The sequence below is a fragment of the Phenylobacterium sp. genome, assembly GCF_016793225.1.
GTDB lineage: Bacteria > Pseudomonadota > Alphaproteobacteria > Caulobacterales > Caulobacteraceae > Phenylobacterium.
This window is the reverse complement of the sequence record NZ_JAEUMN010000149.1, coordinates 15,889-30,730: the sequence shown is the minus strand read 5'-3', so window position 1 is coordinate 30,730 and position 14,842 is coordinate 15,889. Positions and strand designations below refer to the sequence as shown.

Here is a 14,842-nt window from a genome sequence, read left to right as displayed (position 1 = left end):
CTTGGCCAGCCTCGCCGAGCGTCTGGGCTGCCGGCCGGACGAGAAGCTGCTGATCGTCAACTGCGACGACCTGGGCAGTTCGGCGTCCGCCAACCGCGCGATCGGCGACGTGGTCGGCCGCGGCCTGGCGACCAGCGCCACCCTGATGGTCCCCTGCCCCTGGGCGCTGGACGGCGTGGCGCGCGCCCGGGACGGCGGGATCGGCGTGCACCTGACCCTGACCTGCGAGTACCCGGCCTACCGATGGCGCGCCCTGACCGGGGCGGCTTCGCTCCACGACTCGCAGGGCTTCCTGCCCGCGACGATCCAGGAGGTGTGGGCCAACGCCCGACTGGACGACGTGCGGGCCGAATGCCGCGCCCAGATCGAGCAGGCCCTCGCCTGGGGCGTCGACGTGACGCACCTCGACGCGCACATGGGGACGATGCAGCTCGAGCCCCGCTACGCGGCGCTCTACCTGGAGCTCGCGCAGGCCTACCGGCTGCCGGTGCGGATGATCGGCGCGCGGGGCGCGGCGCTCTACGGACTCGACACCCGCGACCGCGCGGCCGAGGCGGGCGTGGTCTTTCCGGATTCGCTCGTCGATCTGTGGGGCCGCGAACGGGGGACCTTCGCCCAGCGGATGGCCGCGCTGCGTCCGGGCGTCACCGAGCTGTTCTTCCATCCGGCCGAGGATGGACCCGAGCTGCGCGGGTACGACCTGCGCGAGGCGGACCAGCGCGCCGGCGACTACGCCGAGATGCTGTCGTCCGGCTATCGTGACGCCATCGCGCAGGCGGGCGCGCGGCTGATCAGCTTCGCCCCGCTGCGCGACCTGATGCGGGCGGCATGATGACGCAGATCCGGCCCTATCGCCCCGACGACCTGCCGGCGCTCTACGAGATCTGCCTGAAGACCGGCGACAACGGGTCCGACGGAACGCACCTCTACGACGATCGTCGGATCATCGGGGAGATCTTCGCCGCGCCCTACGGCGTGCTGGAACCCCGGCATGCCTTCGTCGCCGAGGATGCGGCGGGCGTGGCGGGCTACATCCTCGGGACCGCCGACACCCGCGCCTTCGAGGCCCGGCTCGAGGCCGAGTGGTGGCCGGCGCTCCGGGCCCGCTACCCCGATGCCGCCCACGTCCCGCCGCGCGAACGGACCCGCGATCAGTGGGACGCCTACCTCATCCATCATCCGCCGGCGAACCCGCAGGCGGTCGTCGACCTCGCGCCCGCGCACCTGCACATCGACCTCCTGCCGCGTCTGCAGGGCCAGGGCGTGGGCCGGCGGCTGATGGACGCCTTCCTGGACACCGTCGGCGGGCGCGCCCACCTGGGCTGCCAGGCGCCCAACGTGCGGGCCCAGCGCTTCTACGAGGTCTACGGCTTCCGCCGGCTCGACGGCGTTCCGCCCCGCAGCGTCGTGTGGATGGTGATCGGAGCCTAGCCGAGCAGGAACGCCCGGATCCAGCCGCCCACCCGCGCGCGGTCGTCGGGGCGGCCGAGGCTCGCGAGCGCCCGATCGGCCTCGTCGTCGGCGTAGACCTTTCCCCGGCGCGCCTCGATGAGCGCGGCGGCGTAGGCCGGATCGAACTCGGGGTGCGGCTGCATGGAGATCGCCGGCTGGTCCCGCCACGCCAGGGCGGCGATGGGCGTGAAGGCGCTCGCGGCGACCACCTCCGCGCCGGGCGGGACCTCCACCACCTGGTCCTGATGCGAGGCCGGGAGGCGGATCGCGGCGGCGCCGTCCATCCAGGGCTCGCGCGAGACGATGTCGTAGGCATGCTCGCCGATGCCCCAGCCCTTGGGCGACTTGACCACCTGGCCGCCGAACGCCTGCGCCATGGCCTGGTGGCCGAAGCAGACGCCGACCAGCTTGGCCCGCCCCTTCGCGGCGCGGAGGAAGTCGAACAGCTGGCCGATCCAGGGATCGTCCTCGTACACGCCGGCGGCGGAGCCGGTGACGATGTAGGCGTCGCAGGCGTCGGGCCGGTCCGGGTACTCGCCCTCGTCGGCGGCGTAGACCCGCCAGTCGTAGGCGTCGCGGCCCAGTAGGTTCATGAACATGTCCGGGTAGGTCCCGAACCGCGGGATGGCCGGCTTCGGCGGGCGACCGGTCTTCAGGATGCCGATGCGCATCAGTAGGCCATGCCCTGGGCGACCGCCTTCAGCTTCTCGATGGCCGAGAACTTGTCGTCGAGGAAGTCATGGTCGATCCACCAGTCCTCGACCTCCTTCAGCACCTGGCCGACCAGCGGCCCCTTGGGCACGCCGGCCTTCATGACGTCGGCGCCGGTGAGCGGGAACGGCGGCGGCGTCCAGCCCTCGGCCAGGGCGATCAGGCCGCGCCACTGCATCGTCGCAGCCGTCCCCGGCGCCGCCGCCCAGGCCAGCTTGGCCCGGTCGCGCAGCGTCTTGCCGCCGGTCCTGTAGACCTCGCGGCGGATCTCGCGCGGGCTCATCCAGCTCTTCAGGGCCGGCGTCGGGGCGAGGGCCGCCACCAGGCGGTCCCGGTCGCCGTTGGAAAGCCGCAGGCGGGTCGCCAGGCGCCCGGCGGCCACCTGGTCGTCCGGCAGCAGGGCGGCCAGCCGCAGGATCGGCTCGCACTCGAACAGCTGATCGGTCTCCACCGCGACGAAGCCCTCGAAGCGGGCGAGGTTCGCCGGCGTCTTGAGGATCACCTCCAGCACGCCGGTCTCGTGCATGAGCCGCACCGCGTCGCGCGGATCGTCGGCCGCCAGCAGCTTGAGCAGCTCCTTCGAGATGCGCTCGGCGGCCAGGCCTTCGATGCCGTCCCGCAGCCTGGCGCACGCGGCCGCCGCGGACGGATCGGGATCGCCCTTCCCGAACCAGGCATGGAAGCGGAAGAAGCGCAGGTTGCGCAGGTGATCCTCGCGCAGGCGCTGTTCGGGATCGCCGACGAAGACGATGCGCCCGGCGCGGGCGTCGTCCACGCCGTGGCCCGTGGGATCGAAGATCGTCCCGTCGCGGCGCGCGTAGAGCGCGTTGAGGGTGAAGTCGCGCCGCTGCGCGTCCTCGGCCCAGTCGGTGGTGAAGGCGACGGTGGCCCGGCGGCCGTCGGTGGAGACATCGCGCCGCAGGGTGGTGATCTCGTGCGGAACGTGGGCGCTGATCGCGGTGACGGTGCCGTGGTCGATGCCGGTGGGCACGGCGCGGATGCGGGCCGCCTTGAGCGCCAGGATCACGCGATCGGGCGTCAGGGTGGTGGCGATGTCGATGTCGTCGACGGGCCGGCCGACGATGGTGTTGCGGACGCAGCCGCCGACGAACCGCGCGCAGTCCAGGCCGCCCTCGGCTTCGAGCGCATCCAGCACCGCCGCCGTCGCCGGCAGGGTCATCCACGGGCGCTGGCCGAGGCTCTCCGTCATGCCCTGGTCCGCTACTGCGCCATCGCCGCGCCGTACAGCCGCTCGTAGAGCGCCCGCAGGATCCCGGCCGTGGCCCCCCAGATGTACTGCTCCGCGTGCGTGGTGGCGTAGAAGCGGCGCTTCTCGCCCGTGGGCAGTTCGCGCTCGTGCTCCTCGTAGTTCGCCATGTCCATGAGGTAGGCGAACGGCGTCTCGAAGATGTGCGCCACCTCGGCCGGGTTGGCGGCGAGGCTGAAGCCCGGCCGGATCAGTCCCACCACCGGCGTGATGAGGTAGCCCGTGCCGGTCTGGTAGGGCGTGGAGAGCCCCAGGGGGCTCACGAACCGCGGTTCCAGGCCGACTTCCTCGTGAGCCTCGCGCAGCGCCGTCTGGACGTGAGTCTCGCCGGGATCGCGCCGGCCGCCCGGCAGCGCGACCTGTCCCGTGTGGCGGCGCAGGGTGTCGGCCCGACGGGTGAGCAGGACGTTCACGCCGGCCTCCCGCTGCACCAGTCCGATCAGCACCGCGGCCGGCTTCAGCTCCTCGAGCGGCATGTCCGACCAGCCGCCGGGGCTGAGGTCGAAGTCCGACCGGAGCGGGCCGCCCTCCACCGCGTGGTCGTGCAGCGGATCGAGGTGCTGGGCGAGCCAGTCGCTGAGTTCGTGGACCGGCGCGTGGGCGTTCATGCGCGCCCCAGCGCGAAGCTGGCCCCGTTCGACGCGACCTCGAGCACCGGCCCCTGGGGCGTCTCGCGTTCCTGCGCCATCTCGACGAGTTCGTAGAACACGGGGCGGGTGACCAGCGCTTCTAGTCCGCGGCGCACGTGGACGTACGGCCGGGGCTCGCCGTCCGCGGCCGTCTCGACCCGCAGGGGATTCTCGGGGCCCGCCTCGACCACGTCGCCCACGTTGGTCGTGAACGTCAGCGCGTCGCCCTCGCGGTCGACGCGGACCGCGACGAACGGAGCGTCCTCGACGGTCACGCGCATCTTCTCGACCGGCGTGACCAGCCAGTAGCCGTCGGGGTCCTTCCGCAGGACGGTCGAGAAGAGCCGAACCAGCGCTTCGCGCGAGATCACGGCGCCTTCGTGGACCCAGCGTCCGTCGCTCTTGATGACGATGTCGATCTCGCCCGAATGCGCCGGATTCCACAGGTGCACGGGCGGCAGGCCGCGGCCAGGAGCCTGCCTGGCGGCCTGGGCGATCGCGTCGAGCGCGGGCTTCGGATCGTTCGTCACCCGCCGAAGGTAGGGGGCGGCGGGAGTCGTCTCAAGCGCGCAAGGATCTGGTGCGGGGACGGACCATGCCCGCCAGCGCGACGTCCGAGAACCTGCGGCTGAGCACCCGCTTCGGGTCGACCGGCCCCGGCAGATCGACGCCGGGCGCGACCTCGAACCCGACCCGCTGGAAGTACGGCAGGTCCCCCACCAGGACGACGGCCGCCTCTCCGGCGGCCCGGCTGGCCTCGCACGCGCGTTCGACGAGCATGGCGCCCAGACCGGAGCGGCGCTCGCTCTCCTCCACCGCCAGGGGGCCGAGGAAGACGATCGGCTGGTCGCCGACGGCGACGCGCCACATCCGCACCACGCCCGCGACCTTGCCGCCTTCCAGGGCGCAGAAGGAGAGTTCGGGCGCGAACTCGGCGAACTCGCGGACGCGTTCCGAGGCCTTCGCAAAACGGCCGGGCCCGAAGGCGCGGTCGAGCAGCGCCTCGATCTCGGCGCCGTGGGCGGGGGCTTCGTTGACGAGGATGAGCGCCGGCGGCGGCCGGCAGGGCTGGAGAGACATGGCAGGCTCGAAGAAGGCGGCGACGGTGGGGCGGGTTCCCGCCCGGCAGGTTCGGGTGGCCTCAGGCCAGCGGACGTCGTCGCATTCGAGGGCCCTCCGGGCCGCAGGCCCCGAGGGGGCCCAGTTGGGAGCGCGCAGATAGGGCCTTGCGCCCCGCCCGTCAATTGGATTGCGGGGGCGGGCGGCGCACGGCAGGGTCCGTCACGCCCGCGATGTCCGACACCCCCGCCGACGAGCCTGTCCCCTCCGCCCGCGCCCTGCTCAAGGAGCGCGACTACCTCGTGTTCTGGGGCTCGCGCTGGACGGGCAGCTTCGCCGCCCAGATCCAGAGCGTGGCCATGGGCTGGCAGATGTACGCCATCGCCCGCGAGACCCGCTCGGTGGAGGAGAGCGCCTTCCTGGTGGGGATGATCGGGCTGGCGGCCTTCATCCCGGTCTTCCTCCTGACGCTGCCGGCCGGCGAGGCCGCCGACCGCTATGACCGCAAGAAGGTGCTGCTGATCTGCCTGACGGGCGAGATCGCGAGCGTGCTGGCGCTCGCGCTGGCCACCGTCAACGGGCTCGCCTCGCCCGCCCTGCTGCTGGTGATCGCCGTGCTGTTCGGGGCCGCCCGGGCGTTCTTCGCGCCGGCGAACACCGCGCTGGGCCCGATGCTGGTGCCGCGCAAGCTTCTGCCGCGGGCGATCGCCTGGAACTCGCTGGCCTGGCAGACGGCCTCGATCGCCGGCCCCGCCGCCGCCGGCCTGCTCGTCGCGCGCTCGGCGGAGACCGCCTACTTCACCACCTTCGCGCTCTACGGCCTGTCGGCGATGTTCGTGCTGTCCATCCGCGGCAACGCCAAGCCGGACGCCAATCCCGGCTCGCGGTGGCAGCTGATGAAGGAGGGGCTGGCCTATGTGTGGCGGCAGAAGATCGTCTTCGGCGCGATCTCGCTCGACCTCTTCGCCGTGCTGCTGGGCGGCGCCACGGCCCTGCTGCCGGTCTTCGCGCGCGACGTGCTGCACGTGGGACCGGAAGGGTTCGGCATCCTGCGCGCCGGCCCCGCCATAGGCGCCACAATCGTCGCGCTCTACCTGGCGGCCAACCCCATCCGGCGGCACGCGGGCCCGCTGATGTTCCTGGGCGTGGCCGTGTTCGGCGCGGCGACGGTCGTGTTCGGCCTCTCGAAGTCCCTCTGGCTCTCCGTCGTGGCGCTCGCAGTCCTCGGCGGGGCCGACATGCTGTCGGTCTTCGTGCGCCAGACCCTGGTCCAGCTCGTGACGCCGGACCACATGCGCGGCCGCGTCGCCTCGGTGTCGTCGGTGTTCATCGGCGCCTCGAACGAGCTAGGGGAGTTCGAGAGCGGCGTCGTGGCGCGGTTCCTGGGACCGGTCGGCGCGGCGGTGTTCGGAGGCGTGGGGGCCATGGCCGTCACCGCCCTGTGGGCTCGCCTCTTCCCCGACTTGCGCCGGGCCGACCGCCTCGAATAGAGGTCTCCCATTCATTCGGGAGGATTTTCGGTCATGGGCGCATTGGACGGACGCGTCGTCCTGGTCACGGGCGGCGGCAACGGCATCGGGCGCGATTGCGCGCTGATCGCGGCGCAGGAAGGCGCCATGGTCGTGGTCAACGACCTGGGCGGCGGACTGAAGGGCGAGGACGAGGGCTCCGCGGGCCCGGCCGAGGCGGTCGCCGCCGAGATCCGCGCCGCCGGCGGCCAGGCGGTCTCGAACTCCGACAGCGTCACCGACCTCGACGCCTGCTACGGCATGCTCGAACTGGCGAAGAAGGAATTCGGCGGCCTGCACGCGGTCATCAACCCCGCCGGCATCCTGCGCGACGTGATGTTCCACAAGATGACCGAGGCCGAGTGGGACGCCGTCATCGCCGTGCACATGCGCGGGTCGTTCAATGTGGCGCGCGCCACGATCGAACACTTCCGCGATCAGAACGACGGCGCCTACATGTTCTTCACGTCCACGTCCGGCCTGTTCGGCAACATCGGCCAGGCGAACTACGGCGCGGCGAAGATGGGCATCGCGGGCCTGTCGCGGATCATCGCCATGGAAGGCGCCCGCAACAACGTGCGCTCCAACTGCCTGGCCCCCGTCGCCTGGACGCGCATGACCCAGTCGGTGCCCGTGAAGGACGAGGCCGCGGCGGCCCGCCGGGCCGTGATGGCCGAGAAGATCCGCCCCGACCAGCCGGCCCGCTTCTCGGTGGCCATGGTCGCCCCGGCGGCGGCGCACGTCAGCGGCCAGATCTTCGGCTCCTCGGGCGAGAACATCATCCTCTACAGCCAGCCGCGGCCGATCGAGACCTGCACCAAGGAAGAGGGCTGGACGGTGCAGTCGATCCTGGACGAGGCCGTGCCGCAGATGGCGCCCAAGTTCTTCGACCTGAACCGGGGCCCGCTGCCCGGCAACCAGAACCAGCAGCAGAAGCAGCCGGCCTGACGGCGCCGGCGCGCTGACGGACGAGCGGCGGCGGACTCCGGTCCGCCGCCGTTTTCGCGTTTGGCGCCCGGCTTGCGACGGGCGGGACGATGACGCTCGGCCTGTCCCAGATTGGCGCAACGCTCCGCAACGCGGCTCCGCCGCCGCGGATGGACGAGCTCGCCCTGTTCCGCATGGGCTCGCAGGACCGCATCCAGGCCGAGACGCAGATGCGGGTCGAAGCGGCCCGCCGCGACCTCGCCCTCGGCAACCAGGCGCGCGCCGAGGTCCGGGCCGTGGGCGCCTTCATCGACCTGCGCGTCTGAGCGGGGTTTGGTGAGGCCGCGCGGGTCGGCTATCTAGCCTGCGCCATGAGCCACAACACCTTCGGCCACCTGTTCCGCGTGACCACCTGGGGCGAGAGCCACGGACCGGCCCTGGGCTGCGTGGTCGACGGCTGCCCGCCCGGCATCCCGCTGACCGAGGCCGACATCCAGCCCTGGCTGGACCGCCGGCGGCCCGGCCAGGGCAAGTTCGTGACCCAGCGGCAGGAGCCGGACGCGGTGCGCATCCTGTCGGGCGTGTTCGGCGACGATCGGACCCCGGGGCCCGTCACGACCGGCACGCCGATCTCCATGATCATCGAGAACGTGGACCAGCGTTCGCGCGACTACTCCGAGATCGCCCAGGCGTTCCGCCCCGGCCACGCCGACTACGCCTACTTTGCGAAGTACGGCGTGCGGGACTACCGGGGCGGGGGCCGGCAGTCGGCCCGCGAGACGGCGGCGCGCGTGGCCGCCGGCGCGGTCGCCCGCAAGATCCTGGACGGCGTCACGATCCGCGGCGCGGTGGTGCAGATCGGCCCGCACGCCGTCGACCCCGGGCGCATCGACTACGGCGTCACCGGCGACAACCCCTTCTGGGCGCCCGATCCCGACATCGTCCCTGTGTGGGAGGAGCATCTGGAGAAGATCCGGAAGGCGGGCTCCTCGACCGGGGCCGTGGTCGCGGTCGAGGCGGTTGGCGCGCCGGCCGGCTGGGGCGCGCCGCTCTACGGCAAGCTCGACGCGGAACTCGCGGCGGCCCTGATGTCGATCAACGCCGCCAAGGGCGTGGAGATCGGGGCCGGGTTCGCCGCTGCGGCGCTCACGGGCGAGGAGAACGCGGACGAGATGCGGATGGGCAACGACGGCCAGCTGTTCCTCTCGAACCATGCCGGCGGCGTGCTGGGAGGCATCTCGACCGGCCAGGCGATCACCGCCCGCGTCGCGTTCAAGCCGACCTCGTCCATCCTCACGCCCCGCCGGACGCTGAACGAAGCCGGCGAGGAGATCGAGCTGCGGACCAAGGGCCGCCACGATCCCTGTGTCGGCCTGCGCGCGGTGCCGGTGGTCGAGGCCATGGTCGCCTGCGTGCTGGCGGACGCGTTCCTCCGGCACCGGGCCCAGACCGGCGGCGCGGCCCATCCCTTGGCAGCCCCCGGCGGTTGAACCGCCCCATGGCGACTACCAGGAGGGGTAAGTCGCTGATCCTGCATCCAAAAGCGGCTCGGATACCGACGATATCATCGTTGACCGGTCGTATGTGGCTATCCTATTCCAGCGCACTGCTTCACGGTTGACGGCCTCGAAGCGCCAGTACCCCAGCCGGCAGGGAGCCGCGTGCGTTACGACCTCCTCAGAATCCTGCTGGTGGACGACAACCACTACATGCGCATTCTCCTTGCCGAGATTCTGCGCGCGCTGGGCATCACCCATATCCGCGAGGCCAACGACGGCGCGGAAGGCCTGCAGATGATGCGGGACCACCCGATCGATCTCGTGATGACCGATCTTTCGATGCAGCCGCTGGACGGAATCGACTTCGTGCGGCTGCTGCGCAATTCGCCGGACAGCCCCAACCAGATGGCGCCGGTGATCATGATCACCGGGCACTCGACCCTGCAGCGGGTCAACGAGGCGCGCGACGCCGGCGTGAACGAGTTCCTCGCCAAGCCGCTCACCGCGCGCGGGGTCGTCGAGCGGCTGCACAACGCGATCGAGAAGCCCCGGCCCTTCGTGCGCACCGACGACTATTTCGGTCCCGACCGGCGGCGCCGCAGCGATCCGGACTACAAGGGCCCCCTGCGCCGGTCGGACGACGCCAAGCAGAAGACAGGCTAGAGCGCGAGCGCGCAGCTCTCGCCGATCGTGGGACGCGACACCACGATGCGCGACAGCCCCGGGAACTGCGGCCTCAGCCGCTGGGCGAAGTAGACGCAGAGGTGCTCGAGCGTCGGCCGCTCCAGGCCCGGCTTCTCGTTCAGCAAGCCGTGGTCGAGTTCGCCGGCGACGCCCTTGAGCGCAGCCTCGAGGTCGGCCAGGTCGGCCACCCAGCCCACCGGTTCCTGCGCGGGCCCGCTGACGGTGGCTTCCACGCGGAACGAGTGGCCGTGCAGATTGGTGTAGGGACGGTGCTTCGGCCCCTCGGCCAGGTAGTGGGCCGCATCGAAGGTCGCGGCCTTGGTGATCTCGAACGTGGGCTGGTTCATAGCGGATGGTCGCCGAGGCGGGTCGGGCCTCAGGCGATGCCGAGGTACTTGTGGGTTTGCACGCTTAAACGCCACCGAGGGTGGGCGAGGCAATAGTCTATGGCGGCGCGGGTGTTGGCTTCGCGATCCGGGCCGTCCATCGGCTGCAGCAGGAACCGCTCGAAATCCAGGTGCTCGAAGCGTTCGGGCGAGGCCGTCGCCTGCGGGAAGACCAGCTTCAGCTCCTGGCCCGAGGTCTGCGCCAGCGGCGCGTCGGCCTTCGGGCTGACGCAGATCCAGTCGATGCCCGGCGGCGCTGGCAGGGTCCCATTGGTCTCCAGCGCGATCGAGAATCCCCGCGCGTGCAGCGCGTCGATCAGGGCGGCGTCGACCTGCAGCAGGGGCTCGCCGCCGGTGAGCACCGTCAGCCGCGACTCGGGCCCGGCCGCCCAGGCCGCCTCGATGGCGGCCGCCAGGGCCGCGGCGTCGGCGAAACGTCCCCCGCCCGGCCCGTCCATCCCCACGAAGTCGGTGTCGCAGAAGGCGCACACGGCCGAAGCGCGATCGCGTTCCAGCCCGCTCCAGAGGTTGCATCCCGCAAACCGGCAGAACACCGCCGGCCGGCCCGCCTGACCGCCCTCGCCCTGGAGCGTCAGGAAGATCTCCTTCACGGCGTAGCTCATGGCTCGAGCGCCGGACGTCCGTCGGCGACCCAGGCCTCGAAGCCGGTGCGACGGAGCTCGCACGCCGGACAGGCGCCGCAGCCGAAGCCCCACGGGTGCAGCTCCCCGCGCTCCCCGAGGTAGCAGGTGTGGCTCTCCTCGACGGTCAGGGCCACGAGCGGCTCCCCGCCCAGTCCCTTCGCCAGCGCCCAGGTTTCCGCCTTGGTGAGGCGCATCAGCGGCGTCTCGATCCGGAAGTCCTGCGCCATGCCCAGGTTCAACGCCTGCTCCAGGGCGTCGAGCGTATCGCGGCGGCAGTCGGGATAGCCGGAGTAGTCGGTTTCGCACATGCCGCCGACCAGCCGGCCAAGTCCGCGGCGGTCGGCGAGCGCGGCCGCGTAGGTCAGGAACACCAGGTTGCGGCCGGGCACGAAGGTGGAGGGCAGGCCCTTCTCGGTGATCGCGATCTCGCGCTCCGTCGTCATCGCGGTGTCGGACAACGCCCCGAAGCTGCGGATGTCGATCATGTGGTCGTCGCCCAGGCGCGGCCCCCATGCGGGGAACTCGCGCGCGAGACGCTCGCGCACCGCCCGGCGCGCCTCCAGCTCGACCGCGTGCCGCTGCCCGTAGTCGAATCCCACCGTCTCGACGCGCGCGAACCGGCTCAGGGCCCACGCGAGGCACGCCGTGGAGTCCTGGCCGCCGGAGAAGAGCACGAGCGCGCCGTCGTTCATGGGCGCCATATGGCGCTTTCGGCCTTCGCAGGGAAGCGACGCTAAGGAAACTTGGGTGTCCGCGGCGCCACACCTCCGCAACGCAATCCCTTACCGGGCAAGGCGTCCGTTGACATAACACCGTCGCATCGCGAGCTTGGCCGCGCCGATTGGGGGGCGCGCCGCCACCCCGTCGGCGTCCGCTATGGCGGCGTATCGGCGATCACGGGCCGCTGACAAGAGCCTGGACGCCCTGGGAGAACAGGATGTCAGAATCTCGCGCTCTTCGGAGCTTGCTGGCTGTTGGCGTTTCCGCCGCGGCCCTCACTGCGTTTGCCGGTCCGGCCTGGTCGCAGACCGCCGGCTCGAACGTGATCGAGGAACTCGTCGTCACGGCGCAGAAGAAGGAGGAAGCCCTCCAGGACGTGCCGATCGCGGTTTCCGCGTTCGACCAGAACGCCCTCGAGAAGTCCAAGATCGACGGCGGCCCGAACCTCGTGCTCGCGGTGCCGAACGTGAACTTCTCCAAGGGGAACTTCACGGGCTACAACTTCCAGATCCGCGGCATCGGCTCGAAGCTGGTGGCGGGCTCGGGCGACGCCGGCACCGGCATTCACCTGAACAACGCCCCGCTGATCGCGAACAACCTGTTCGAGACCGAGTTCTACGACGTCGAGCGCGTCGAAGTCCTGCGGGGCCCGCAGGGCACCCTCTACGGCCGTAACGCCACCGGCGGCGTGGTCAACCTGATCACCGCCAAGCCCACGGACGTCTTCGAAGGCAACGTTCGCGGCGAGTACGGCAACTACAACTCGATCAAGGTCCGCGGGATGATCAACATCCCCCTGGGCGACATGTTCGCCGCGCGCCTGGCGGGCAACTACCTGAAGCGCGACGGCTTCGGCGAGAACCTGGTGACCGGCAACGACGCCGACGACCGCGACCTCTACGGGGTGCGGGCTTCGCTGTCGTTCAAGCCGAGCGACCGCTTCCGCGCCTGGGGCGTCTGGGACCACTTCGAGGAAGACGACAACCGCTCGCGCATCGGCAAGCAGTACTGCACGAAGGACGTGGGCCCGGCCAGCGTCGGCGGCCTGGGCTTCTCGGCGGTGCCGGTGATCGCGCAGATCCAGCGCGGCCTGTTCAGCCAGGGCTGCTCGCCCACCTCGCTCTATTCGGCCAACGCCCTCGGCACCGTGAACTCCCAGGCGACGCTGGGCGGCCTGTTCGGCGCGCTGGGCGGTTTCCAGACGGGTGACGCCTACGCCGGCAAGATCCAGACGCCGAACATCCGCGACATCGAGTCGACCTTCGATCCGATCTACAAGTCGAAGACCGACATCTACCAGTTCAACGCGCAGTTCGACGTCGCCGACAACCTGACCCTGAACTGGCTCACCAGCTACACGTTCTACAAGCTGTACACGCGGCAGGACTACAACCGCTACACGCCCAGCGTGCCGTTCAACACCACGCCGAACCCCGTGAACGCGTTCGCGGCGGTCCCGGGCTTCGCTTCGATCTATGCCGGCCTGTTCCCCGGCGGCGTCATCCGCGACCCGCAGAACGGTCCCTTCAACCGGTTCACCACCAGCGACATCTCGTCGGCCTACACCGAGAACTGGAGCCACGAGGTCCGGCTGCAGTCCGACTTCGACGGGCCGTTCAACTTCAACGTCGGCGTCTTCATGCTGCGCTACCAGGCGACCGGCGACTACTACGTGATGTTCAACACGGGCACCGGCTTCTACCAGTTGAACAACCTGCTCACGACCGGCAACGCCAACTGCGTCGGCGCGGCCCCCTGCGTGAGCATCGACCCGAACGTCGATCCGAACCGTTCGGGCCACAACTACTATGACAGCTACGGCCCGTACGACCTGACCAGCTACGCCGCGTTCGGCGAGTTCTACTGGCAGATGACCGACACGTTCAAATGGACGCTCGGCCTGCGCTACACGGTGGACAAGAAGGACGTCGAGAACCACGGCGTCGTCCTGGGGACGCCCGGCGTCGGCATCGGCGGGCCTGCGCCCGGTCAGCCGGCGAACCTGAAGGCGAAGTTCAAGGAGCCCACGGGCCGCTTCGGGTTCGACTGGAAGCCGGACCTCGACTTCACCAACGACACCCTGGTCTATGCCTTCTACTCGCGCGGCTACAAGGGCGGCGGCCTGAACCCGCCGTTCAGCCCCGGCATCGGCACGGTTCCGCAGTCGCCGACGTTCGAGCCCGAGTTCATCAACGCCTACGAGATCGGCACGAAGAACACGCTGCTCGACGGCACGATGCAGCTGAACCTCACGGGCTTCTACTACGACTACAAGGGCTACCAGGTTTCGAAGATCATCAACCGGACCTCGATCAACGAGAACATCGACGCCCGCAACATGGGCCTCGAACTCGAGTCGATCTGGCAGCCGATCGATGGCCTCCGCCTGAACGTCGCCCTCGGCTACCTCGACACCAAGATCAAGAACGCGACGTCGATCGACACGTTCAACCGGACGCAGGGCAACCCCCTGCTGACGCTGATCAAGTCGGGCAGCGCCTCCAACTGCGTCGTCTCGACGGCGCATGCGGCCCAGGCGCTGGCGATCTCCAGCGGTCTCGTGCCCGGCATCGCCGCCAATCCGTTCAACCTGCTCGGCGTGTGCACCCCGACCACGGCGGCGGGCTTCGGGACGAACATCCTGGGCACCGGCGCGCTCGCGGCGGGCACCAACGTGTTCGGCGGCCTGCTCTCGGAAGGCGTCCCGGTCGATCTCTCGGGCAACGACCTGCCGAACGCGCCGAAGTGGACCATCTCGCTGGGGGCCCAGTACACCTGGACCTTCGGAGAGTGGGACGCGACGCTGCGTGGCGACTACTACCGCCAGACCAAGACCTTCGCCCGGATCTACAACTCCGACGCCGATCGGATCAAAGGCTGGGATAACGTGAACCTGACGCTCACGGTGGAGAACCGTGACCTGGGCGTCGAGGTCGGCGGCTTCATCAAGAACGCCACCAACGAGAAGGCGATCACCGACTTCTATCTGACGGACGACAGCTCCGGCCTGTTCCGGAACGTGTTCTACACCGAACCGCGCACCTACGGCGTCTCGGTCACCAAGCGCTGGTAGGACCCGGCGCAACTCCCAGGGAATGCCTTGTCGGGGGCGGCGGAGCGATCCGCCGCCCCTTCCTTGTGCGAGGGCAGGCGCAGCACGGGCTCCGCCAGTTTCTGCGGCCCGGCGCCCTTACTGTGTAAAGCGTCGATTGACAGGCGCTACTCCGGCGGGCGAGCTTCGTCATGTTGGACGGGGGGCGCGCCGCCACCTCTTCAGCATCCGCGATGGCGGCGCATGGGCGATCACGGGCCGTACAAGAGCCTGGACGCGCTGGGAGGAAATTGATGTCGGAAAC

The 14,842-nt window shown here is 70.4% G+C and carries 16 protein-coding genes; 8 read left to right on the top strand and 8 right to left on the bottom strand.

Features of this window, described 5'->3' with window-relative positions; translation table 11 throughout:
• Position 1: 1 nt before the first annotated feature.
• Positions 2–832 (top strand): polysaccharide deacetylase family protein, encoded by an 831-nt coding sequence (locus JNK30_RS17355; protein WP_293484090.1) that lies wholly within the window; start codon positions 2–4, stop codon positions 830–832.
• Positions 829–1,431 carry a GNAT family N-acetyltransferase gene (locus JNK30_RS17350; RefSeq protein WP_293484088.1) on the top strand — a complete coding sequence of 201 codons (603 nt, stop codon included), beginning with the start codon at positions 829–831 and terminating at the stop codon, positions 1,429–1,431. The genes JNK30_RS17355 and JNK30_RS17350 overlap by 4 nt, the downstream gene beginning before the upstream one ends.
• Here the strand turns inward: JNK30_RS17350 and JNK30_RS17345 are convergent.
• The 5 genes from JNK30_RS17345 to JNK30_RS17325 are packed head-to-tail and all read right to left on the bottom strand — an operon-like array spanning position 1,428 to position 5,139.
• A complete protein-coding gene (locus JNK30_RS17345) occupies positions 1,428–2,123 on the bottom strand; it encodes a type 1 glutamine amidotransferase (RefSeq protein ID WP_293484086.1) in 696 nt (231 codons plus the stop codon). The genes JNK30_RS17350 and JNK30_RS17345 overlap by 4 nt on opposite strands.
• On the bottom strand, positions 2,123–3,373 hold the full coding sequence (locus JNK30_RS17340) for a CCA tRNA nucleotidyltransferase (RefSeq protein ID WP_293484084.1): 1,251 nt from the start codon (positions 3,371–3,373) through the stop codon (positions 2,123–2,125). The genes JNK30_RS17345 and JNK30_RS17340 overlap by 1 nt, the downstream gene beginning before the upstream one ends.
• An 11-nt stretch (positions 3,374–3,384) precedes the next feature.
• A complete protein-coding gene (locus JNK30_RS17335) occupies positions 3,385–4,038 on the bottom strand; it encodes a CoA pyrophosphatase (RefSeq protein WP_293484082.1) in 654 nt (217 codons plus the stop codon).
• A complete protein-coding gene (locus JNK30_RS17330) occupies positions 4,035–4,589 on the bottom strand; it encodes a DUF1285 domain-containing protein (RefSeq protein ID WP_293484080.1) in 555 nt (184 codons plus the stop codon). The genes JNK30_RS17335 and JNK30_RS17330 overlap by 4 nt, the downstream gene beginning before the upstream one ends.
• Positions 4,590–4,620: 31 nt before the next feature.
• On the bottom strand, positions 4,621–5,139 hold the full coding sequence (locus JNK30_RS17325; protein WP_293484078.1) for a GNAT family N-acetyltransferase: 519 nt from the start codon (positions 5,137–5,139) through the stop codon (positions 4,621–4,623).
• Between the two features lie 212 nt (positions 5,140–5,351).
• On the opposite strand from JNK30_RS17325, the gene JNK30_RS17320 reads away from it, so the two are divergent.
• From JNK30_RS17320 to JNK30_RS17300, 5 genes are all read left to right on the top strand, one after another.
• The gene (locus tag JNK30_RS17320) at positions 5,352–6,608 is read left to right on the top strand and encodes an MFS transporter (RefSeq protein WP_293484077.1); all 1,257 of its coding nucleotides are present in this window, start codon (positions 5,352–5,354) and stop codon (positions 6,606–6,608) included.
• A gap of 33 nt (positions 6,609–6,641) precedes the next feature.
• Positions 6,642–7,574, top strand: a complete 933-nt coding sequence (locus JNK30_RS17315; protein WP_293484075.1) for an SDR family NAD(P)-dependent oxidoreductase — start codon at positions 6,642–6,644, stop codon at positions 7,572–7,574.
• Between the two features lie 149 nt (positions 7,575–7,723).
• Entirely contained in the window at positions 7,724–7,879 is a 156-nt protein-coding gene (locus tag JNK30_RS17310; RefSeq protein WP_293484073.1) for a hypothetical protein, read from the top strand.
• A gap of 45 nt (positions 7,880–7,924) precedes the next feature.
• Positions 7,925–9,043 carry a chorismate synthase gene (gene aroC / locus JNK30_RS17305; protein WP_293484071.1) on the top strand — a complete coding sequence of 373 codons (1,119 nt, stop codon included), beginning with the start codon at positions 7,925–7,927 and terminating at the stop codon, positions 9,041–9,043.
• Positions 9,044–9,214: 171 nt separating this feature from the next.
• On the top strand, positions 9,215–9,715 hold the full coding sequence (locus JNK30_RS17300; RefSeq protein ID WP_293484069.1) for a response regulator: 501 nt from the start codon (positions 9,215–9,217) through the stop codon (positions 9,713–9,715).
• On the opposite strand, the gene JNK30_RS17295 is transcribed toward JNK30_RS17300, so the two are convergent.
• Genes JNK30_RS17295 through queC form a run of 3 tightly spaced genes read right to left on the bottom strand, consistent with a single transcriptional unit; the run spans position 9,712 to position 11,467 of the window.
• Entirely contained in the window at positions 9,712–10,083 is a 372-nt protein-coding gene (locus JNK30_RS17295; RefSeq protein ID WP_293484067.1) for a 6-carboxytetrahydropterin synthase, read from the bottom strand. The two genes, JNK30_RS17300 and JNK30_RS17295, sit on opposite strands and share 4 nt — an antisense overlap.
• 29 nt (positions 10,084–10,112) lie before the next feature.
• Positions 10,113–10,745, bottom strand: coding sequence for a 7-carboxy-7-deazaguanine synthase (queE, locus tag JNK30_RS17290; protein WP_293484065.1), 633 nt, complete (start codon positions 10,743–10,745; stop codon positions 10,113–10,115).
• Entirely contained in the window at positions 10,742–11,467 is a 726-nt protein-coding gene (queC, locus tag JNK30_RS17285; protein WP_293484064.1) for a 7-cyano-7-deazaguanine synthase QueC, read from the bottom strand. Before queC ends, queE begins: the two co-directional genes overlap by 4 nt.
• Before the next feature lie 263 nt (positions 11,468–11,730).
• Between queC and JNK30_RS17280 the strand changes: the two genes are divergently transcribed.
• On the top strand, positions 11,731–14,559 hold the full coding sequence (locus JNK30_RS17280; protein WP_367118762.1) for a TonB-dependent receptor: 2,829 nt from the start codon (positions 11,731–11,733) through the stop codon (positions 14,557–14,559).
• Positions 14,560–14,842 lie beyond the last annotated feature (283 nt).